An 18,604-nucleotide genomic window follows, 5' to 3' on the forward strand; every position below is an offset into this window, starting at 1 on the left:
AGGCAGCCTTTTTTGGTTTTTCACGAACCCTAATCGCTCACAAAATCCGTGAAATTCGCTAAAATCCGTGCTAATCAGTGGTCTTAGTAGCAGTACTCGTTGGCCTCAATCAGTCCGGCGGCCACGCGGCGGCGCGCCTCTTTCACGTTAAACAAATCAGGCTTGGTAAAGCGCTTCAGGCCCATGCTGAGCAGGCGCTGCTCGTCACCTTCGCTCATGCTAGCGATGGCTTCGCGGCCCGACTTCTCCACCAGGTCGATGGCGTCGGAGAGGTACACGCGGGCCATGTCGAGCTGGCGGCTCAGGGCTTCTTCGCCCTTGCTGGCAATCTCTTTCTCTACCCGCAGCAGCACGCTCTCGGCGGTGTAGGTCTTGATGGACATGTCGGCGATGTTCATCAGCACTTCCTGCTCCTTGGCGAGCGAGTTCATGTACTTCTGCACGGCCGTACCGGCCACCATCAGCACCGCTTTCTTGAGGTTGGCGATGGCTTTTTTCTCGCTGGCGAAAGCCGATTCGTCGCTCTCACCCATGCTCGGGATGCTCAGCAGCTCCTGCTGCACGGCCTGAGCCGGACCCATCAGGTCGATTTCGCCTTTCAGCCCCTTTTTCAGAATCATGTCAACCGCCAGCATCCGGTTGATTTCGTTGGTGCCCTCGAAAATCCGGTTGATGCGCGAGTCGCGGTAGGCGCGGTCCATGGGGTAGTCGGCCGAGAAGCCGTAGCCGCCGTACACCTGCACGCCCTCATCTACTACGTAGTCAAGCACTTCTGAGCCTTCTACTTTCAGAATGGCGCACTCCACGGCAAACTCGCGGGCCGCGCCCAGCAGCGCCTCGTTGGTGCCGAGGCCGCTGGCCAATAGCTCCTGCTCCTTGCGGTAGATATCGTCGCCGGCCCGGTAAATGGCCGATTCCACGGCGTACATCCGGATGGCCTGCTGCGCCAGCTTATAGCGAATGGCGCCAAACTTCGAGATGGGCAGCTTGAACTGCACGCGCTCGTTGGCATATTTTACGCTTTGCGTAGCAGCTGCTTTCGCCCCGCCCAGGCAGGCCGCCGCCAGCTTGATGCGGCCAATATTCAATACGTTGAATGCAATGAGGTGGCCTTTGCCAATCTCCCCCAGCACGTTTTCCTTGGGCACCAGCGCATCGGAGAAGAATACCTGGCGGGTCGAAGAGCCCCGGATACCCATCTTGTGCTCCTCGTTGCCGAGGCTCAGGCCGGGCGTATTTTTCTCTACGATAAAGCCCGTAAACTGCTCGCCGTCAATCTTGGCAAACACGATGAACACGTCGGCGAAGCCGGCGTTGGTAATCCACATTTTCTGGCCGTTCAGCACGTAGTGCGTGCCTTCGGCATTGAGCACGGCCTTGGTCTTGGCGCCCAGCGCGTCGGAGCCCGAGCCGGGCTCGGTGAGGCAGTAGGCGCCCATCAGCGTGCCGTCGGTGAGGCCGGGGATGTACTTCTGCTTCTGCGCGTCGGTGCCGAAATACAGAATCGGCAGCAGCGCGATGCCGGTGTGCGCCGCAAAAGCCACCGGGAACGAGTGCCCGCCGCCCACGCCTTCCGTCACGCGTAGCGCGGTCGGGAAGTCCATGTCGAGGCCGCCGAACTGCTCCGGCACGCTTACCCCAAACAGGCCGAGCTGGCCGGCCTTCTCCATCAGGCCCCGCATTAGGCCCTCCTCGTGGTTGTCGAGGCGCTCGAGCAGCGGCGTTACCTCCGTGGCCACGAAGTCCAGGCAGGTCTGGTACATCATGTTCTGCTCCTCCGTAAAGTCGGCGGGCGTGAAAACGTCCTGCGCCTCAGTAGGCTTGATGATGAATTCGCCACCTTTCGGAGCGGTTTTGTTCGATACTTCCATGATGGTTTGTTGAGTAAGGTGGGAGTGTAAACTGTTAGGCTTGCCGCGTAATTAGCCAACAAAGCGCCTGCCGTTTTGGTGTTGCAAGATAAGTAAAAAATGTTAGGCGTGCCGACTATTTAATCGAAAGAAAACCCCAAAACGTTTGGGGCAAGTGTTTTTCAACTTATCAGGTACTAATCGCAGTTACTGTGGTTTAATACAGGAAATTGGTAACGTCAAGCTCACCGTAACAGGTTGGCCAGCCTGACGACCAGGCGTGAATGTTGGCAATGACCGAATTGCTTTTGTTATCGCACTGTCCACCTGTGGTGAATGAGTACTTTTTGTCAGCCTGATATGCTGCACCGCACCATGTGAGTTGACCTCAAAATACACTTGTGCGCTTCCAGTATAATTCCCTTTAATTGAAGAAGCGGGAATCCGCAGGTGATTGAAGAACGCCGCTACTATTGCCCCCGTGCCACCGCCGCCCGGCAACTGCGGCATCTGCTCCACATAAGTGTAAACGTGAGGAGCAGGCTGCTGGGCCTGAGTAGACTGGCTAACAAATGCTAAAAAACAGCCATACAGAGCCTACCAAGGCGCACTGACTGCACCAATTTGCTTTTTTCAACGGTGCGGTAGAGATGCTTCGGCAAGCTCAGCATGACAACGACGATAAATAACGGGTTACTTCAGCAATTCATAAATCCCCGCCACTCCCTGGCCGCCGCCTACGCAGGCAGTGACGATGCCATACTTCTGGCCACGGTCGCGCAGCTCGTCGAAGAGCTGGATGGAGAGCTTGGCGCCCGAGCAGCCCAGCGGGTGGCCCAGCGCGATGGCACCGCCGTTCACGTTCAGCTTCTCGGTATTGATGCCTAGCTCGCGCACCACGGCCAGCGACTGCGAGGCGAAGGCCTCGTTCAGCTCAAGCAAGTCGATGTCGTCGAGCTTCATGCCGGCCTGGCGCAAGGCTTTCGGCACGGCCGCAATCGGGCCCATGCCCATGATGCGCGGGTCGACGCCCTCGGTGGCGTAGGTCACCATGCGGGCGATGGGCTCCAGGTTCAGCTCCTTCACCATTTTCTCGCTCATTACCAGCACGAAGGCCGCGCCGTCGGAGGTCTGCGACGAGTTGCCGGCCGTCACGCTGCCGTTGGCGGCGAATACGGGGCGCAGCTTGGCCAGGGCTTCCAGCGAGGTGTCGGCGCGGGGGCCTTCGTCGGTATCGACCACATAGGAGCGGTTTTTCTTCTTGCCGGTGGCTTGGTCGAGGTAGGTTTCCTCCACCGTGATGGGCACGATGCTCTTCCTGAACTTGCCGTCGGCAATGGCCCTGATGGCCTTCTGGTGCGAGTGGTAGGCAAACTCGTCCTGGTCCTGGCGCGAGATTTTATAGTCGTTAGCCACGGCTTCCGCAGTCAGGCCCATCCCCATGTAGTAGTCGGGATGCTCGTTGGCGAGCTTATAGTTGGGCACGGTTTTCCAGCCCACGGTGGGCACCATGCTCATGCTCTCGGTGCCGCCCGCAATGATGCACTCAGCCATGCCGGCCGTGATTTTGCCCACCGCCATCGCGATGGTTTCCACGCCCGAGCCGCAGTAGCGGTTCACGATAAGGCCCGGCACGTTGATGGGCAGCGCCAGCAGCGAGATGAGGCGGCCCATTTGCAGGCCCTGCTCGGCCTCGGGCACGGCGTTGCCCACTATTACGTCGTCAACGCGGCTGGGGTCCAGGGCGGGCACCGACTTTACGAGGTGCTTGATAACCTCGGCCGCCAGGTCATCGGGGCGGGTAAAACGGAAGACGCCCCGGGGCGCTTTGCCAACGGCCGTGCGAAAGCCGGCCACGATATATGCGGTATTAGCCATGATATTTTCTGAGTTTTGAGCGCAAGGTTTCGCTCGGTTGGGCGAGGTTTCGCAAGGTTAAAAAAGGCCTGCACACACTTTGCGAAACCTCTTTTATCCTCCCGAAACCTTGCGCTTTAGTTACGTAGCGGCTTGCCAGTAGTCAAGATAGATTGAATCCGTTCCAGCGTCTTGCGCTCGCCGCACAGGCTCAGAAACGCCTCGCGCTCCAGGTCCAGCAGGTATTGCTCGCTCACTTCGGTGGGGGAGGAGAGGTCGCCGCCGCACATCACGTAGGCGAGCTTGTCGGCAATTTTCTGGTCGTGCTCCGAGATGTACTTGCCCTCTTTCATGGCATACACGCCGGTTTTGAACATGGCCAGCGCGCCCTTGCCATGCACCTTGATATTGGTTTTCTGGCTGGGCTGCGAGTAGCCCGCGTCGGCCAGCTCCAGGGCGGCGGCCTTGGCCTGGGCAATCACGCGGTTGGGGTTCACCACAATCTCGTCGCCCCGGCGCAGGAAGCCCAGGTCGAACGCCTCGGCGGCCGAGGTCGACACCTTGGCCGTGCTGATGGTCATGTAGGTGTTGCGCAGCAGGTTAAACTCCGGCTCCCCTTCTTCATACTTGGCCGCCGTGCGCAGGGTCATTTCCTTGGTGCCGCCGCCGCCGGGTATCAGGCCCACGCCAAACTCGACGAGGCCGATGTACGACTCGGCCGAAGCTACCACGCGGTCGCAGTGCAGGTTCAACTCGCAGCCGCCGCCCAGCGTGAGGCCGTGCGGGGTGCCCACCACCGGAATGCTGCTGTAGCGCATCCGCATCATGGCCTGCTGAAACTGCTGAATCATCATATTCAGCTCGTCAAACTCCTGCTCCAGCGCCTGCATGTACACCAGGCCCAGGTTGGCGCCGGCCGAGAAATTGGGCGCATCGTTGCCCACTACGAGGCCGCGGTAGCCGGCTTCGGCCATTTCCACACCTTTGAGCAAGCCTTGGATAACGTCGGTGCCCAGCGAGTTCATCTTGGAGTGAAACTCGACGTTCAAAATGCCGTCGCCCAGGTCGATAACCGACGCGCCGGCGTTCTTCCACAGTACCTTGCCGCTGGCGCGCAGGTTGTCGAGAATGATGAAGTTCTCCACGCCTGCCACCGGCTGGTACTGCTTGCTTTCCTTGTCGTAAAACTTCCGCGTGCCGTTTTCCACCTTGTAAAAGGTCGGGTTGCCAGCCGCCAGCATCTCTTCTACCCACGGCGCCACCGTGCGCCCGGCCGCCTTAGCCAGCTCGATGCCCGCCGGCACGCCCAGCGCGTCCCAGGTTTCAAACGGCCCCAGCTCCCAACCGAAGCCGGCGCGCAGCGCGTCGTCAATCTTATAGAGCTGGTCGGCGATTTCGGGCACGCGGTTGCTCACGTAGGCAAACAGGCTGCCGAAGCTCAGGCGGTAAAACTCGCCCGCCTTGTCCTTGCCTGCCACCAGCAACTTGAAGCGGTCGGCCAGCTTGTCGATGGCTTTGGTAGCTTCCAGCGTGGCAAACTTCACCTTCTGCGAAGGCTTGTATTCCAGGGTGTTGAGGTCCAGGGCGTGAATCTCCGACTTGCCGCCCTCGCCTTTCACTTTCTTGTAGAAGCCCTGGCCGGTTTTATCGCCCAGCCATTTGCTCTCGCCCATTTTCTTGACAAAATCGGGCAGCGTAAACACGTCTTTGGCCTCGTCATCGGGCAGGCCCTGGGCTAACCCATTGGCTACGTTAATGGTCGTATCCAGGCCCACCACATCCGACGTGCGCAGCGTGGCCGACTTGGCGTGGCCGATAACCGGACCGGTCAGCTTGTCGGTTTCCTCCACCGTCAGGCCCAGCTTCTGCATGGTTTGCATGGCGTCGAGCAGGGCAAATACCCCCACGCGGTTGGCGATGAAGCCAGGCGTGTCCTTGGCCAGTACTACCGTCTTGCCCAGGTACAGGTCGCCGTAGTGTAACAGAAAATCAACCACTTCCGGCTTGGTTTCGGGCGTCGGAATAATTTCCAGCAATTTCAAATACCGCGGCGGGTTGAAGAAGTGGGTGCCCGCGAAGTTTTGCTTGAAGTCCTCCGAGCGACCCTCGGCCAGCAAGTGAATCGGAATGCCGCTGGTGTTGCTCGTTATCAGCGTGCCTTTCTTGCGAAACTGCTCGATGCGCTCATATAGGCTTTTCTTAATATCCAGCCGCTCTACTACCACCTCAATTACCCAGTCGCAGGAAGCGATGTCTTTCAGATTGTCGTCGAAGTTGCCGGTCTTGATGCGGCTTACCTCGCTCTTGCGGTAGAGCGGCGACGGATTGGCCGCCACCGCCGCTTGCAACGCGCTGTTGACGATACGGTTGCGCACGGCCGGCGCCTCCAGCTTCAGGCCTTTCTTCTCTTCGTCGGCCGTCAGCTCTTTCGGCGCGATGTCGAGCAGCAGCACCGGCACGCCGATGTTGGCAAAGTGGCAGGCAATGCGCGAGCCCATCACGCCCGAGCCCAGCACGGCAACTTTCTTGATGATACGTTTCATATAAAAGTAGCGCGGACTTTCAGTCCGCGTTGGGTGGGGTAGTATAGTTCTAAGCAAGCGCAGCGCAGACTGAAAGTCCGCGCTACATCACGCCGAAGCCTCCTTGCGCAGGGGCTTCAGCTCAAAGTCGTCGAAGAGAATTTTGCCCTCAATCATGCTCGTAATCTGGCTGGCGACCTTGAAAAAAGTATCGAGTTGGCTCTGCGGAATTTTATCGCGCACCTTCAGATTAAAGTGCCGCACCGTCTGGCGCGAAACCTCCTTTTTTTCCAGGCCCAGCTCGGTCAGGAAAATGCGCACCGAGCGCTTGTCCTGCGTATCGGCCTGCTTGTAAATCAGGCCTTTTTCCTCCATGCTGCGCAAGATGCGCGTCAGCGAGCGGGTTTCGAGCCCCAGCAGGGGCGCAATCTTGGTGGCCGGCGTGCCCAGCTCCTGGTCGATGTTGAGCAGCACGAAGCCGATACTCGTGGTGATGTCGTAGCGGGCGGCCTGCGTGTTGTACATGCGCGAAATCGCGTGCCAGGCTACCTTAATGTTGTAATCGACGGTTTCTTCGGGTTTCATATCGCAGCGAAAGTGCGGTAAACATACGAAGAATTTTGTTAGGCTTGCATAACAAGTGACGGAAAAAGTAGCGTGGACGCTGCGAGTCCGCGTGTGGTATCATTTTACTTTATCCCACGCACGGACTCGCAGCGTCCATGCTACTTTTCTACTTATACAGGCCCTCAATCGCGGCCTTGTTATTCTCGGTAATCACCTTGCGCTTCACCTTCATGGTGGGCGTCATCTCGCCGCTTTCCACCGTCCACTGCTCGGGCAGGAGTACCACTTTTTTCACCTGTTCCCACTGCGCGAAGCCTTGGTTGTACTTCTGCACCAGGTCGTGGTAGAGTTTCACCACTTTCTCTTCCTTCACCAGGTCGGCGTTCGACTTGGCGGCCACTCCGTTCTGGCCGGCCCACTTTTTCAGCTCATCCAGGGCCGGAACGATAAGCGCGCCCGGGAATTTCTGGTCGGCCCCGACCACCATCATCTGCTCAATGAAGGGGTCTTCTTTCATCTTGTTCTCAATGACTTGCGGCGCGATGTACTTGCCGCCGCTGGTCTTGAACATCTCCTTCTTGCGGTCGGTGATTTTTAGAAAGCGGCCGTTGACGAACTCCCCGATGTCGCCGGTATGAAACCAGCCTTCGCTATCAATGGCTTCGGCCGTTAGCTCGGGCTTGTTGTAGTAGCCCTTCATCACGGAGGCCGACTTGGTCAGAATCTCGCCATCGGCGGCAATTTTTACCTCCATATTGTCGATGAGCGGCCCGACGGCCCCAATCATGTTATCCTGGCGCTCGTAGCCGTTTACCGCAATCACGGGCGAGGTTTCGGTGAGGCCGTAGCCCTCCATCACCCGGATGCCGGCCGCCCAGAATACCCGCGCCAGGCGCGGCTGTAAGGCCCCGCCACCGCTCACGATGCAGCGCAGATTGCCGCCCAGCGCCTCGCGCCACTTGTTGAAAATGAGCTTGTTGGCCAGCGCCAGCTCGGTGTTGTACACGAAGCCCAGGTCTTTCTGGGTGTCGTATTTCAGGCCCAAATCCAACGCCCAGAAAAAGAGCTTGTGCTTGATGCCGGTTTGCTCGTGGCCGCGCGCCACAATTCGGTCATACACTTTTTCGAGCAGGCGCGGCACGGTGGTAAAAATGCTGGGGTGCACCTCGCGCAGGTTGTCGGCAATGGTTTCCATGCTCTCGGCGTAGTAGATGCTTACGCCATTAAGCATATACAAATAGGTAACCATGCGCTCAAAAATATGGCACAGCGGCAGGAAGCTCAGGGCCTTATCATCACGGCTCACCGGCACGAAGCGCTGCGAGCTGCGGCAGTTGCTTAGCAGGTTATCGTGGCTGAGCATCACGCCTTTCGGGTTGCCGGTGGTGCCGCTGGTATAAATAAGCGTGAGCAAATCGTTGGGCTGCACGGCCGCTTTCAAGGGCTCCAGGTCGGCGGGGTTGCCCTGGCTACCCAGCTCCAGCAGCTCGCCGAAATGCCGGGCCCCGGCTACTTTGTCAAACGTAAAGACGTTGGCCGCCGGAATATGCAGGCCCGCAGTAGCTTCCGTTACTTTGTCGTACAGGTGCTTATCGGCCACGAAAACGGCTTTTACGCCCGCATCGGTAAAAATATATTTATAGTCCTCTACTGTAATACTCGGGTACATCGGCACGCTGGTAGCCCCGATTTGGGCGATGCCGAAGTCGGCCAGCAGCCACTCGGGCCGGTTCATGCTGATGATGGCCACCTTGTCGTCCTTTTTCAGGCCCAGGCTTAGCAGGCCCAGGCTTACCAGGTTGGCCTGCTGCTGCACCTGCTGTGAGCTGAGCGGTACGTACTGACCATCTGTCTTGGCCGCCAGCGCATCAGGTTTTGGAGATTTCTCGAGTTGAACAGCGAGGATATCGAAGGAGCGACGAGCATCCATAGAAGCGTAGCGAAGCAATAGGTTGGGAATTCAGCGGCTAAAGAAACAAGGTTTTAAGTGAAAAGAGCCCGGTATGCGTTGCGGATTATGAAATAAAGCTGCCGATTTTGAGAAGTAACGGGCGTAAATTTGGCCCGCACCTGCCGTGGCTCGCCATCGGCGGAAGCGCTTACTGATGAACCTGGCTCTCTTTTTCGACCCGCTGCCCGATGAGCTGACCGCGCCCGCAACGGTACCAACCAGTGTGGCTGCCTACGCTGCGCGCTTCGCCGAAAACTTTCCGGACTGGCGCCACGCCGACCTGGCCCTGATTGGTCTCGATGAGTGGCGTGGTACGGCGGCCGGCCCGCCGCCGGCCGGCCGGCACGGCGCCAACTGCGTGCGGGAGCGCTTGTATCAGCTGCAGAAAGGCACCGGGCCGCTCCGCCTCGTGGACCTGGGCAACCTGCGCCCCGGCCTTAGCCTGGAAGACACCTACCAGCGCCTGCGCGAAGTGGTGGCGGCCCTGCTCGAAGCCGATACGGTGCCGCTGCTGCTCGGCGGCGGGCATGACCTCGACTGTGGGCAATTTCTGGCTTATGAGGCAATGGGCCAGTCGATTAACTTCGCCGTGGTCGATTCGCGGCCCGATATGGCCCGGCCCAGCGTGGGCACCCCAGCCGAAGAAAGCCACTTGCGCCGCCTGCTCATGCACGAGCCCAACTTTGTGTTTAGCTGCGCGCACCTCGCTCATCAGCAATACCTTACCCCAACCGAAGTGCTGACGGCTTTCGAGAAGCTGCACTTCGAAACGATGAGCGTGGGCGAGCTGCGCACCGACCGCCGCCTGGCCGAGCCGGTCTTGCGCCAGGCCAATTTTGTGAGCATCGATATTGCAGCTATTCGCTGGCAGGATGCGCCGGGCTACTACCCGGCCAGTCCGTTTGGCCTTAGTAATGAGGATGCTACCCAGCTGTGCTGGTACGCCGGCCACAACGCGCAGTTGTCCTCGCTGGGGCTTTATGGCTACCGGCCCGACCACGACCCGCACGGCCTGGCCGCCGCCACGCTGGCTACCATGCTCTGGTACTTTATCGAAGGCTTTTACCACCGCAAGCCCGAAACCGGCTTTGGCACCTACCGCTTTCTTACCTATACCCTGGTGCTGCCCGGCACGCCCGCCGAGCTGGTGTTTTATAAGTCGCGCCGGGCCGATAAGTGGTGGATGCAGGTTGAAAGCATGGGCGACCAGACCGTGAAGCGCATTGTGCCCTGTACCCATCAGGACTACCTGCACGCGGCCCAGGGCGACCTGCCGCAGCGCTGGATTCGGACCCAGGCGCTCTTAGGGTAGTCAGCCGAGCCAGTTAGCGCAAAGAAGATAAGCCTGCCAACAAAAAACCGAATGAGCCTGACAGCTGACCACGAACCGCCGGCAACGTACACCAGAAGCCAGCTGGCTTTGCGCAACGGCCAGGACCGCGCCGAGATATGGGTGGCGTACCAGGGGCGGATTTACGATGTTACCCGCTCGCGGCTCTGGCAGCGCGGCAATCACTACGAGCACTGGGCCGGCCAGGACCTTACGCAGGAGCTTGACAAAGATGCGCCGCACCTGGCCACGGTGTTTGATAAATTCAGTGTAGTAGGCTTGCTGAGATAATATATATTTTATTTAATATAAATAATCAGGTGACAACCGAGACCTCATCCGAGTACAACGACCTCGAAACCTTGTCTACCGCGACGCTGCTCGCCGGGATGAATCAGCTCGACCAGACGGTGCCGCTGGCCGTGCAAAAAGCGCTGCCGCAGATAGAGCAGCTCGTTGAAGCTATCGTAGGCCGGCTGCGAGCCGGCGGGCGTCTCTTTTACATCGGGGCCGGCACCAGCGGCCGGCTGGGCGTAGTAGATGCTTCCGAGTGCCCCCCCACGTTTGGGGTGCCCGCCGGGCTGGTCGTGGGCATCATTGCCGGCGGCGATGGCGCTATCCGGCAGGCCGTGGAGGGCGCGGAAGATAATGCCACCCAGGCCTGGCTTGATTTACAGCAGTTTGACATCAGCGAAAAGGATGTGCTGGTCGGCATCGCGGCCTCGGGGCGCACGCCCTACGTGATAGGGGGCTTGCAGGCTGCCCGGCAGGCAGGCCTGGCTACCGGGTGCGTGGTCTGTAACGCGGGCTCGGCGGTAGCCGGTGCCAGCGAGTTTCCGGTAGAGGTTGTTACCGGCCCCGAGTTCATAACCGGCAGCACACGCCTCAAAGCCGGCACGGCTCAGAAGCTGGTACTCAATATGCTGACTACTGCCACCTTTATTCGTCTGGGCCGGGTAAAAGGCAATAAGATGGTCGATATGCAGCTCAGCAACGACAAGCTGGTGGAGCGAGGCCAGCGGATGCTCATGGACGAGCTGGCCATTCCGGCGGCCGAAGCCGCGGCCCTGCTGCGGGCACATGGCTCGGTACGGGCCGCACTCGACGCCCGGCAGTAGCTAATGGGCTCGTAATAATTGAGCTTGAAAATCAGGCAGAAAGACCGACTCTGCCGGCCGGGCCCGAACGATTCGCCGCGCGCCGCGTTTTGCCGGATGGCAGCCTCAATCGGCCTCCCTGACTATGCACACCATCGAACCGCACTACAACTGGATTGAGCAGTACTCGGCTGCCGAAGACGCCCGCTCGCCCTTGTTTGGCGCGGAATACAGCCTCGATACGTTTAGTAATACTATTTACGGCTATTACATTCATCCACAATGGGATAGCCTGGAATCGGACACCTTGTTCTTTAAGATTCTGTGGGCCGACTACGACGATGGGACCGCCATTCTGGAGTTTATCGGCGAATGGAATGACGCCATTGAAAACGATATTATGAGCCTCAAGCGCAACATCCTTGATGTGCTGGTGCATGAGGGCGTTCGGCGCTTTGTGCTCATCGGCGAAAACGTGTTTAATTTTCACGGTTCTGACGATAGCTATTACGAGGAATGGTTTGAGGATGTGGAAGATGGCTGGATTGCCGGCATCAACTTTCAGGACCACGTGCGGCGCGAGATGGCGCAGTATAGCCTCGACCAGTACATCAACTTTGGGGGCACGCTCGACGACCTGCCGTGGCGTACCTATGAGCCGCGCCGGCTGGTTGAGGAAGTGGAAGGCATTCTGCGCCACCGTCTGGGCTGAGGCAGGTGCTGGCTAACCAGGTAGCCAGTAAAAAAGGGAAGCCGGCAGTTGCCAGCTTCCCTTTTTAGCAAAAGGCCGTTCCAAAATTAGTTTTTCTTGGATTTGCGCTCGCGCTTTGTGTCAGTGTCCTTGTCTTCCTTTTCAGCACCGGGGGCATCGGTCACGATGCGGCGCTGCTCAGCTACCGTACCCTTGTACACCTCCGGGCCGGTCTGCTTACGCAGCTTGCGCTGCTTTTTCATCTCCTGTTTGCTCATAGGGGTTTGACCCGGAGCAGTTTGAGTAGCCACTGTAGCAGTAGCGTAGGCGGCAGTAGCGCCAGTTAGCAAGGCTGCAAAAAGAATGTATTTCATGATGTAGTAGATGGATGCGGAAAGATAAGTAGCAAATTTCAGACCTTATACAAAAATCGCAGCCGCCAGAATTTTATTATGCGTACTTTTTTTTGCATTATACGCCCGCAGCGCTGATGTGGTCATTTTAGCGACTATTATTTTTTCGAGAACAAGCGTCAAGTATAGCGAAAGTAAGGCTTTCTTCGCAAACACGACTCGTAAAAAAAGCTCTGCTTGAAAGCAGAGCTTTTTTAGTAAACCGGGCCAGGCCGGGTACTATTTATTTTTTCTTGGTCGTATCAGCCTGCGATTTGATAGCATCGGCAGCATCCGAACCGGCTTTCTTGGTCGAGTCGGCCGAAGCTTCCATTTTAGCAGCATCGGCATTGGCGGCAGCCTGCACGGCATCGCCTTGCTTATCGGCAGCCTCTTCTTTTTTGCTGCTGCACGAAGTGAACGAAAGCGAAGCGGCGGCTACGGCAAGAAACAGTACTTTTTTCATGGTCGGGGGAAGTTAATGATGATTTTCCGGCTTTAATACCCCTCAATGGTTGAGGTAACCCAACGCTGATAAAAATAAGGTGAGCCCTATTTTTTGCGGAATGCCAGGCCGATGGGCACACCCTTGAAATCGAAGTGCTCGCGCAGGCGGTTTTCGAGGTAGCGGGCGTACGAATCGGGGATATACTGCGGCAGGTTGCAGAAAAAGGCAAACACCGGGTTGTGCGTAGGCAGCTGGGTAGCATACTTGATGCGCACCATTTTACCCTTTTGAATGGGTGGCGGGTATTTCTCGATTTCCTTCAGCATCACGTCGTTGAGCTGCGAAGTCGGGATTTTCTTCCGCTTGTTGCTATATACTTCCATGATAACCTCCAGGGCCTTGTGCACGCGCTGCTTGTTGAGCACCGAAATAAACAGCACCGGTGGGTAGGCAATGGGCGCAATTTTCTCCATAATCTTGGCCTCAAAGTCGCGGGCGGTATTCGTTTCCTTGCCCTCGATTAAGTCCCACTTATTCACCAGGATAACGATACCCTTGCGGTTGCGGTCGGCCAGCGCGATGATGCTTACGTCCTGGGCCTCAATGCTGCGGCTGGCATCGAGCAGGATAACGCACACGTCGGATGCCTCCATGGCGCGCAGCGTGCGCATGTTGGAGTAAAACTCCACGTCTTCGTTGACGCGCGCCTTACGGCGCAGGCCCGCCGTATCGACGAGCATAAACTCGTGGCCGAAGGCGCTGTACTTGGCTTCGATTGAGTCGCGGGTAGTGCCGGCTACGTCGGTTACAATGCTGCGCTCTTCGCCCAGCAACAGGTTGACAAACGATGACTTACCGACGTTGGGGCGGCCCAGAATAGCGATGCGCGGCAGGCCGGCATTAGGCTCTTCCTCGCCTGCTTCGTCGAAGTGACTCACCACGGCGTCGAGCAGCTCGCCGGTGCCCGAGCCGTTCTGCGAGCTGATGGCAAATACTTCGGTATCGCCGAGACCCAGGGCGTAGAACTCGCCCGAGCCCTGCGCCCGCAGGTTGGTATCGGCCTTATTGGCAACCAGATAAATCGGCTTCTTGCTCTGGTAGCGGCGCAGCACGCCGGCAAATTCCTCATCCAGCCCGTGCAGGCCAGCATCGGCATCCACCATGAAGAGGATAACGTCGGCCTCGTCGATGGCCAGCTTTACCTGGCGGTTAATTTCGCTCTCGAAAATATCGTCCGAGTTATGCACGTAGCCGCCGGTATCAATGACGGTAAAGTTGTGGCCGGTCCAGTCGCCGTAGCCGTAGTGGCGGTCGCGGGTTACCCCGCTCTGGTTGTCCATAATGGCCTGGCGGCGACCCACCAGCCGGTTGAACAGGGTGGATTTGCCCACATTGGGGCGGCCCACTATTGCAATGGTATTCATGTAGTTGCCTCCAGCCACCGGCCCGACCTTGGCGCGGCAGTACCCGGAGTAATTAGGGTTAAAATGGTCGCTGTAGCGTGGACTCTGCGAGTCCGCGCGTGGGTTTTGTTGTCGTACTACGCACGGACTCGCAGAGTCCACGCTACCTTACTGGTAGCCGAAGCGGCTCAGCGCTTTGGCATCGGTGCGCCAGTTCTCGTTCACTTTCACGAACAATTCCAGGAACACTTTCTTCTGAAAGAATTTCTCCATTTCCTCGCGGGCCCAGGTGCCGACTTTCTTCAGCGCCTCCCCTTTGGCCCCGATGATAATACCTTTCTGGCTATTGCGCTCTACGTAGATAACGCCGCGAATACGAATGATATCATCATCTTCCTTAAACTCCTCAATGGTAACCTCGCAGCTGTAAGGAACTTCCTTTTTATAAAGCTTGAAGATTTTTTCGCGCACCATCTCGGCAGCAAAAAAGCGCTCAGGCTTATCGGTCAGCTCATCTTTGGGGTAATAGGGTGGGTGCAGGGGCAGCTTTTCGAGCACCAGTTCCAGCACGTGCTCGGTACCAAAGGCATTGAGGGCCGAGATGGGCAGAATGTGCGTAGCATTGGGCAGCTCTTCCTGCCAGAAGGCTAGCTTGGCTTCCACATCGGCCTGGTCGGCCTGGTCTATCTTATTGACCAGCACGATGATGGGCGTGTCCTCCGTTTTGCGCAGGCGCTCGATAACGGGCTCTTCATCGTGTTTTTCGTATATATCAGTTACGAAGAGTATGACGTCGGCATCTTCCAGCGACGAGTACACGAAGGCCATCATGGCGTTGTGCAGCTCGTACTTGGGCTGAATAATGCCGGGCGTGTCGGAGTAGATAAGCTGAAAATCAGCACCGTTGAGAATGCCCAGGATGCGGTGGCGCGTCGTTTGGGCCTTGCTCGTGACGATGCTCAGGCGCTCGCCTACCAGGGCATTCATCAGCGTGGACTTGCCCACGTTGGGCTTGCCGATGATGCTGACGAAGCCGGCACGGTGAGGCTGAGTTTCAGGATTCACGATGGATAGAGTTGATTTTGAGGCCGCAAAGGTACGACGCCAAGCCGCGACTAGCGGCCAGTGACTAAATACTAGCGATTTTTACAGGCATATTGTAGCCTAAACGCATGGAATTTGGTTTAAGCTTCAAGTTAACCTAAACTGCCTGCCTACAGCTGAGCTGGAGCTGCTAAAGCCCTGGTCAGTAGCCACTGAGCATTAGTCACTATTTAAATGTCTACCCCTACCCGCCGCATTGGCCTTTTGCTGGTAAACCTTGGCACGCCCGACTCGCCCCAGACCGGCGACGTGCGCCGCTATCTCAATGAATTTCTGACCGATGCCCGCGTGGTGGACATGCCGGCGGCCGTGCGCTACCCGCTTTTTCAGGGCTTGGTAGTGCCGCTGCGCGCCCCCAAGTCGGCCAAGATTTATCAGCAGCTGTGGGATGCCGACCGGGGCTCGCCACTGCTCTTTCACGGCCTCGACCTGAAGGCGGCGGTGCAGCGCGAGCTAGGCGATGGCTACGTAGTGGCGTTTGGCATGCGCTACCAGAAGCCCGGCATTGAGCAGGCGCTCGAAGAGCTGCGGCAGGCGGCCGTCGACCGCATTATTGTGCTGCCGCTGTTTCCGCAGTACGCATCGGCCAGCACGGGCTCGGTGCAGGAAAAAGTGATGGATATTGTCAAGGACTGGTGGGTAGTGCCTAGCATCAACTTCATCAGCCAGTTTGCCACTGAGCCGGGCTTTATTGCCAGCATTGTGGCGCGGGGCCGGGCCGCCATGGCCGAGCGCTCGTTCGACCACGTAGTATTAAGCTACCACGGCATACCCGAGCGGCACGTGAAGAAGGGCGACCCAACCAACTACTGCCAATTTGGAGCGTGCTGCAACTCGCTGACGCCAGCCAATCAGTATTGCTACCGGGCGCAGTGCTTTGCCACCTCGCGGCTGGTGGCGGCGGGCCTGGGCCTGCGCGATGACCAGTACACCGTGACTTTCCAGAGCCGCCTGCAAAGCCGCCTGCGCGACCCCTGGCTGAAGCCCTACACCGACGAGGTACTCAAGGAGTTTCCGGCCAAAGGCATCAAGAGCGTGCTGGCTTTTTCGCCGGCCTTTGTGGCCGACTGCCTCGAAACGACCATTGAAGTAGGCATAGAGTTTCGCGAGCTGTTCGAAGAAAACGGCGGTGAGCACTGGCAGCTGGTGCCTTCGCTCAACTCGGAGCCGTATTGGGTGAAGGCCGTGGCCGACATGGTACGAAATAGTTAACCGCTTATATAGCAAAAAGAGCGTCGCGCTGCTAACACGCAGTACGACGCTCTTTAAAAGAGGTCAGGCCTTAAACGGCCAGCGCCCGCAGCATGGCGTCTTCGAGGTCGGGCGGCAGCATAAAATCGACGAAAGGTGGGTAGCTATGCACGGTATCCCGGCTAAGTGCCGTGACGAATACGTTGCTGCCTTCGGTGTCGAGGTTCACGGCGGAAAGGGGCAGCAAAATGCGTCGGTCGGCGTGGGGGCCGGGCGGTGGCACGCCGGGCAGTCCCTCTGCCAGCTGCACATTCAGATAAAGTACCCGTTGCGAAACGGGGTCTACTAGCAGCTCCTGCACAGTGCCAAAGGCGTGGCCGTCGCGGCCACGCACGGGCCAGCCGCGGGGGTCGGGGTCGCCGGTAGCCATTTCGAAGTTGGGCAGGTCGCGCAGGCGACGTAAAATAGGAGCTTGCATATACTTAGGTTTCAAAGCTGATTGCCGGCCGGCTCGCTCACGGCTTGCAGCAGGCTGGCTAGCTGAGCGAGGTAAGCGCGGTTTTGGGTTTGCTCGGCGGGGGTGGCATCGCGGCCCGAAAGCCGACCGGCCTGCCGCACGAGGTCGTTGGCTGGCGTTTCGAGGTTGGGATATGCTTTTTGCTGCACCGCCAGCAGCAGGTTGGCCGCTGCTACCAGGCCGGGGCGCAGGCCGGCCTGCGGGTCGCCGCTGGCGAGGCGGTCGGTGGCGCTGCTGAAATTGTCGCGCTGCTCGCGCACGGTGGCATCGTCGCGCAGGTCGGCCCGGTCGGCTAGCTGCATCAGGGCCGGGCGCAGCTGCACTAGCGTAGCGCTGGCGCCATCGGCCTGGTTGGCCGGAGTGGGGCTGGCGGCCGCGGTATCGGCGGGCGCCAGGGCAGGCGTTACAGCGGTATCGGGCGGCGAACTTACCAAGGGCGGTGCAGTGGCGACGGAGCTGCTCGGCGCCCGCTCATCGGCAGGGTCGGGGCGCAGAAAAAAGTACGCCGCTGCTGCCAGCAGCAGCAGGGCCAGGGCTACCAGCAGCCAGGGGCTGGGCGAGGGTTTTTTTGGTTGAATACGAAGCTCGGCCATAAATTGAATGAAACACAGCGTAACCTTACGAACGACAGCGAAAGGCAGTTGGAGACGATTTAGCTGTTACTGAAATGCAATAGCAGTACCAGTTGAATAACCTTTAGAAGGTAATAATTTCAATAGATATAATGCGTTGGCTATGCAGTCTCTGGCACTATAATGAGTGTCAAGGAAAACTGTCTTCCCTCGATAAACTATTTTCTGTGAGCTGCGCTCTTTGCCTGAATGATGCCAGTCCAATAGCACCGTTTTTTTGCCAGCTTTGTCAAGTAACGGAATTGACAGCTTATCTTGACTTTGTAAAACCAATTCAGCAGTCTTTATCAGAATATCCTTCCAAGTTTTCAGGGGGTGCTCCTCCCCATCAGGCAAGCGCAGCCAATGGGGTTTGCCCAGTTTTTTATCAGGGTCGGCCAAGTCAGTAGTTAGTGGGAAGTAGTTTTTGGATGAAACTATTGCCAAAGCTTTCTTGCTGGCTGGCTTGGGTTGCGACTTAGGTACGGGCAGGATAAAATCGGGAATTGCTTCGGACGCAACGGCCGGCATCGTGACAAGGCCGTGGTCGCCGTGCGCCGCATCCAGCAACTGAAGCAGTTGAAGTGCAGTCGGCAGCAGCGTGGCTTCGGTGAGATGCAGTGTAGCAACTGGCTCGTAGTGCGAATGGGTAGGAGAATAGCAGTGCCAGTGCAGCCCATCAGTGATGAAAAAGACGGTGGGTTTCAGTGAAAAGGCGTATCCAATCAAGGCACCCACATGCCCAAGCCGGTCAAGCGGCTCACCCAGCCTCTTAGCTTCAATTACAGCCAGAACAGCGCCATCACAGGTTTTTAGTACGTAGTCGAGCGACTGCTTATTTTGTACTGTGTGCTCCGGCTCTACCATCGTTACATCAGCCGTATCCCAGCCCAGGGCCAGCAAGATGGGGTCGATGAGAGCCGCACGGGTAGCAGCTTCGTTTTTGCTCAGTAGTGGCTGGTGTTGCCGAGCTTGTTGACAGACATGGGCCAGTGTGGCTGCCAGCGTGGCAAGAGGACTACGAATGGGCATCAGGAAAAGGCATTTAGGCACAAGTATAAGTATACAAGCCT

18 protein-coding genes are annotated in these 18,604 nt (G+C 58.0%); 5 read left to right on the forward strand and 13 right to left on the reverse strand.

What is annotated here, in order from left to right; translation table 11 throughout:
* Positions 1 to 83: 83 nt before the first annotated feature.
* The 6 genes from F6X24_RS08130 to F6X24_RS08155 all read right to left on the reverse strand — a co-directional run bounded on the left by F6X24_RS08130 (position 84) and on the right by F6X24_RS08155 (position 8,726).
* A complete protein-coding gene (locus tag F6X24_RS08130; RefSeq protein WP_151087526.1) occupies positions 84 to 1,871 on the reverse strand; it encodes an acyl-CoA dehydrogenase family protein in 1,788 nt (595 codons plus the stop codon).
* Between the two features lie 186 nt (positions 1,872 to 2,057).
* Positions 2,058 to 2,360, reverse strand: coding sequence for an energy transducer TonB (locus tag F6X24_RS19420; protein ID WP_191906514.1), 303 nt, complete (start codon positions 2,358 to 2,360; stop codon positions 2,058 to 2,060).
* A 183-nt stretch (positions 2,361 to 2,543) separates the two neighbouring features.
* Positions 2,544 to 3,728, reverse strand: coding sequence for an acetyl-CoA C-acyltransferase (locus F6X24_RS08140; protein WP_151087528.1), 1,185 nt, complete (start codon positions 3,726 to 3,728; stop codon positions 2,544 to 2,546).
* A gap of 116 nt (positions 3,729 to 3,844) precedes the next feature.
* Positions 3,845 to 6,250, reverse strand: a complete 2,406-nt coding sequence (locus F6X24_RS08145) for a 3-hydroxyacyl-CoA dehydrogenase/enoyl-CoA hydratase family protein (protein ID WP_151087529.1) — start codon at positions 6,248 to 6,250, stop codon at positions 3,845 to 3,847.
* Between the two features lie 87 nt (positions 6,251 to 6,337).
* A complete protein-coding gene (locus F6X24_RS08150) occupies positions 6,338 to 6,814 on the reverse strand; it encodes a MarR family winged helix-turn-helix transcriptional regulator (protein ID WP_151087530.1) in 477 nt (158 codons plus the stop codon).
* 148 nt (positions 6,815 to 6,962) lie between these two features.
* The gene (locus F6X24_RS08155; RefSeq protein WP_151087531.1) at positions 6,963 to 8,726 is read right to left on the reverse strand and encodes an AMP-dependent synthetase/ligase; all 1,764 of its coding nucleotides are present in this window, start codon (positions 8,724 to 8,726) and stop codon (positions 6,963 to 6,965) included.
* 175 nt (positions 8,727 to 8,901) lie between these two features.
* Here F6X24_RS08155 and F6X24_RS08160 point away from each other — a divergent pair, with 175 nt between their 5' ends.
* The 4 genes from F6X24_RS08160 (at position 8,902) to F6X24_RS08175 (ending at position 11,886) form a co-directional block, all read left to right on the forward strand.
* Positions 8,902 to 10,059 (forward strand): formimidoylglutamase, encoded by a 1,158-nt coding sequence (locus F6X24_RS08160; protein WP_151087532.1) that lies wholly within the window; start codon positions 8,902 to 8,904, stop codon positions 10,057 to 10,059.
* 51 nt (positions 10,060 to 10,110) lie between these two features.
* Positions 10,111 to 10,368 (forward strand): cytochrome b5 domain-containing protein, encoded by a 258-nt coding sequence (locus F6X24_RS08165; RefSeq protein ID WP_151087533.1) that lies wholly within the window; start codon positions 10,111 to 10,113, stop codon positions 10,366 to 10,368.
* A gap of 29 nt (positions 10,369 to 10,397) precedes the next feature.
* Entirely contained in the window at positions 10,398 to 11,195 is a 798-nt protein-coding gene (murQ, locus tag F6X24_RS08170; protein ID WP_229725429.1) for an N-acetylmuramic acid 6-phosphate etherase, read from the forward strand.
* 124 nt (positions 11,196 to 11,319) lie between these two features.
* Positions 11,320 to 11,886 carry a hypothetical protein gene (locus F6X24_RS08175; protein ID WP_151087535.1) on the forward strand — a complete coding sequence of 189 codons (567 nt, stop codon included), beginning with the start codon at positions 11,320 to 11,322 and terminating at the stop codon, positions 11,884 to 11,886.
* 86 nt (positions 11,887 to 11,972) lie between these two features.
* Here the strand turns inward: F6X24_RS08175 and F6X24_RS08180 are convergent, their stop codons facing one another.
* From F6X24_RS08180 to era, 4 genes are all read right to left on the reverse strand, one after another.
* Positions 11,973 to 12,239: a hypothetical protein gene (locus F6X24_RS08180; protein WP_151087536.1), complete on the reverse strand. Its 267-nt coding sequence runs from the start codon at positions 12,237 to 12,239 to the stop codon at positions 11,973 to 11,975.
* Between the two features lie 262 nt (positions 12,240 to 12,501).
* Positions 12,502 to 12,723, reverse strand: a complete 222-nt coding sequence (locus F6X24_RS08185; RefSeq protein WP_151087537.1) for a hypothetical protein — start codon at positions 12,721 to 12,723, stop codon at positions 12,502 to 12,504.
* 86 nt (positions 12,724 to 12,809) lie between these two features.
* The gene (gene der / locus F6X24_RS08190) at positions 12,810 to 14,129 is read right to left on the reverse strand and encodes a ribosome biogenesis GTPase Der (RefSeq protein WP_151087538.1); all 1,320 of its coding nucleotides are present in this window, start codon (positions 14,127 to 14,129) and stop codon (positions 12,810 to 12,812) included.
* A gap of 147 nt (positions 14,130 to 14,276) precedes the next feature.
* On the reverse strand, positions 14,277 to 15,173 hold the full coding sequence (gene era, locus F6X24_RS08195; RefSeq protein WP_151087539.1) for a GTPase Era: 897 nt from the start codon (positions 15,171 to 15,173) through the stop codon (positions 14,277 to 14,279).
* A 213-nt stretch (positions 15,174 to 15,386) separates the two neighbouring features.
* On the opposite strand from era, the gene hemH reads away from it, so the two are divergent.
* On the forward strand, positions 15,387 to 16,424 hold the full coding sequence (gene hemH / locus F6X24_RS08200; RefSeq protein WP_151087540.1) for a ferrochelatase: 1,038 nt from the start codon (positions 15,387 to 15,389) through the stop codon (positions 16,422 to 16,424).
* Between the two features lie 70 nt (positions 16,425 to 16,494).
* Here the strand turns inward: hemH and F6X24_RS08205 are convergent, their stop codons facing one another.
* From F6X24_RS08205 to F6X24_RS08215, 3 genes are all read right to left on the reverse strand, one after another.
* On the reverse strand, positions 16,495 to 16,881 hold the full coding sequence (locus F6X24_RS08205; protein WP_151087541.1) for a PRC-barrel domain-containing protein: 387 nt from the start codon (positions 16,879 to 16,881) through the stop codon (positions 16,495 to 16,497).
* 11 nt (positions 16,882 to 16,892) lie between these two features.
* Positions 16,893 to 17,513, reverse strand: coding sequence for a hypothetical protein (locus F6X24_RS08210; RefSeq protein ID WP_151087542.1), 621 nt, complete (start codon positions 17,511 to 17,513; stop codon positions 16,893 to 16,895).
* 66 nt (positions 17,514 to 17,579) lie between these two features.
* Positions 17,580 to 18,563: a hypothetical protein gene (locus tag F6X24_RS08215; RefSeq protein WP_151087543.1), complete on the reverse strand. Its 984-nt coding sequence runs from the start codon at positions 18,561 to 18,563 to the stop codon at positions 17,580 to 17,582.
* Between the last annotated feature and the right edge of the window lie 41 nt (positions 18,564 to 18,604).

It is taken from the genome of Hymenobacter baengnokdamensis (genome assembly GCF_008728635.1).
GTDB classification, from domain to species: Bacteria; Bacteroidota; Bacteroidia; order Cytophagales; family Hymenobacteraceae; genus Hymenobacter; species Hymenobacter baengnokdamensis.

Excerpts from the sequence above, each read along its gene's own strand:
- F6X24_RS08130 (WP_151087526.1), bottom strand. The coding sequence starts at position 1,871 with ATGGAAGTATCGAACAAAACCGCTCCGAAAGGTGGCGAATTCATCATC.
- F6X24_RS19420 (WP_191906514.1), bottom strand. The coding sequence starts at position 2,360 with ATGCCGCAGTTGCCGGGCGGCGGTGGCACGGGGGCAATAGTAGCGGCG.
- F6X24_RS08140 (WP_151087528.1), bottom strand. The coding sequence starts at position 3,728 with ATGGCTAATACCGCATATATCGTGGCCGGCTTTCGCACGGCCGTTGGC.
- F6X24_RS08145 (WP_151087529.1), bottom strand. The coding sequence starts at position 6,250 with ATGAAACGTATCATCAAGAAAGTTGCCGTGCTGGGCTCGGGCGTGATG.
- F6X24_RS08150 (WP_151087530.1), bottom strand. The coding sequence starts at position 6,814 with ATGAAACCCGAAGAAACCGTCGATTACAACATTAAGGTAGCCTGGCAC.
- F6X24_RS08155 (WP_151087531.1), bottom strand. The coding sequence starts at position 8,726 with ATGGATGCTCGTCGCTCCTTCGATATCCTCGCTGTTCAACTCGAGAAA.
- F6X24_RS08160 (WP_151087532.1), top strand. The coding sequence starts at position 8,902 with ATGAACCTGGCTCTCTTTTTCGACCCGCTGCCCGATGAGCTGACCGCG.
- F6X24_RS08165 (WP_151087533.1), top strand. The coding sequence starts at position 10,111 with ATGAGCCTGACAGCTGACCACGAACCGCCGGCAACGTACACCAGAAGC.
- F6X24_RS08175 (WP_151087535.1), top strand. The coding sequence starts at position 11,320 with ATGCACACCATCGAACCGCACTACAACTGGATTGAGCAGTACTCGGCT.
- F6X24_RS08180 (WP_151087536.1), bottom strand. The coding sequence starts at position 12,239 with ATGAAATACATTCTTTTTGCAGCCTTGCTAACTGGCGCTACTGCCGCC.
- F6X24_RS08185 (WP_151087537.1), bottom strand. The coding sequence starts at position 12,723 with ATGAAAAAAGTACTGTTTCTTGCCGTAGCCGCCGCTTCGCTTTCGTTC.
- der (WP_151087538.1), bottom strand. The coding sequence starts at position 14,129 with ATGAATACCATTGCAATAGTGGGCCGCCCCAATGTGGGCAAATCCACC.
- hemH (WP_151087540.1), top strand. The coding sequence starts at position 15,387 with ATGTCTACCCCTACCCGCCGCATTGGCCTTTTGCTGGTAAACCTTGGC.
- F6X24_RS08205 (WP_151087541.1), bottom strand. The coding sequence starts at position 16,881 with ATGCAAGCTCCTATTTTACGTCGCCTGCGCGACCTGCCCAACTTCGAA.
- F6X24_RS08210 (WP_151087542.1), bottom strand. The coding sequence starts at position 17,513 with ATGGCCGAGCTTCGTATTCAACCAAAAAAACCCTCGCCCAGCCCCTGG.
- F6X24_RS08215 (WP_151087543.1), bottom strand. The coding sequence starts at position 18,563 with ATGCCCATTCGTAGTCCTCTTGCCACGCTGGCAGCCACACTGGCCCAT.